The organism is Sphingobium phenoxybenzoativorans (assembly GCF_001757355.1).
Taxonomy (GTDB): domain Bacteria; phylum Pseudomonadota; class Alphaproteobacteria; order Sphingomonadales; family Sphingomonadaceae; genus Sphingobium; species Sphingobium phenoxybenzoativorans.
This window is the reverse complement of the sequence record NZ_MINO01000185.1, coordinates 1-1,179: the sequence shown is the minus strand read 5'-3', so window position 1 is coordinate 1,179 and position 1,179 is coordinate 1. Positions and strand designations below refer to the sequence as shown.

The following is a 1,179-nucleotide window of genomic DNA, read 5'->3' as shown; positions in this document are numbered from 1 at the left end:
CACCTGCGCGCGCCCGGCCGGGCGAGGTCGGGCGCAAGGAACGCCGCCACCTGCATGGAAATGGTCGACGCCCCGCGCGACCTGCCGCCGGTCAGGCGCAGCCGCACCGCATTGCCCATCGCCACCCAGTCCACGCCGTCATGATAGCGAAACCGTCGATCCTCCGACCCCAGCACGCTCTCGACCAGCGCCGGGCTGACCTTGTCCAGCGGCATCCACGCCAGCCGCCGCGCCCGGAAATCCACCCGCTCGCTGTCGATCAGCCGCCCGTCCCGGTCATACAGCCACGCCTCGCTGGGATGCCATTCCGCGACGACCTTGGCATAGGCGGGGAGGGCTGGCGGCAGGGTGAGGAGATAGAGCGTCGCGAGGGTGAGCAGCACGGCCCCGCCCACCGCAATCAATACATGCCTGACGGTCAAAAACCGCTGGATCATCCCCCCGTGTTCCTGCGCAGGCAGGAACCCAGAAATCTCCCTGGGCACCGCCGCGCCTCGCACCCTGGACTCCTGCGTGCGCAGGAGAACGCGGCGATGATGTTAAGCCTCACCTTTTGATACCCACATCCGTTCGCCTTGAGCTTGTCGAAAGGCTGCACTTCACTTCAAAAACAGGACAGGGCTTCGACAAGCTCAGCCCGAACGGATGTTGGAACAATTTTTCTGTACCCTCACCCAAAACACCCACATCCGTTCGTGTCGAGCGCAGTCGAGACACGCATGCACAGCGCGTGGTCCCTCGACTTCGCTCAGCCTGAACGGATGGTGGGGATGTCGCCAACCCGCACCCCCTCACCGCCGTCCCACCGTCAGCCCCCGGTTCGGCACCTGCGCGCGGATTTCCGGCGAATACATTGCCTCCACCCGGCTCGGCGGCAGGCCGAAGCTGCCCGTGCCGTTCAACCGCACCACATAACTCACCGTGAAGCGCCCGGCGGGCACCCAGGCGAAATAGCCCCGCCATGCGTCGCGCCCGCGTTCGACATAGCTTGGCTGCACGCCCTCGCCGCCATCGGCCGCCGCGCCGAAGATGGAGGATTGCCCGCCCAGATCGCCGACGATCGTCGCGCCCGGCGGCACCGGATCGCTCACCACCACCCAGTTGCGCTCGGCGGTGGCGTCGACGGTGATGCTGACCTTCATGACGTCGCCGCGCGTGATCCGGTCGGGATGCTTGCGC

General features: G+C 66.8%; 2 protein-coding genes. Both read right to left on the bottom strand.

Annotated elements, in window-relative coordinates; genetic code table 11:
• On the bottom strand, window positions 1–437 hold a 437-nt coding region (locus BHQ40_RS24735), incomplete at its 3' end, for a transglycosylase domain-containing protein (protein WP_171905968.1).
• Between the two features lie 354 nt (window positions 438–791).
• Window positions 792–1,179: alpha-2-macroglobulin family protein (locus BHQ40_RS24730; protein WP_139139484.1), on the bottom strand; the 388-nt coding region annotated here is incomplete at its 5' end.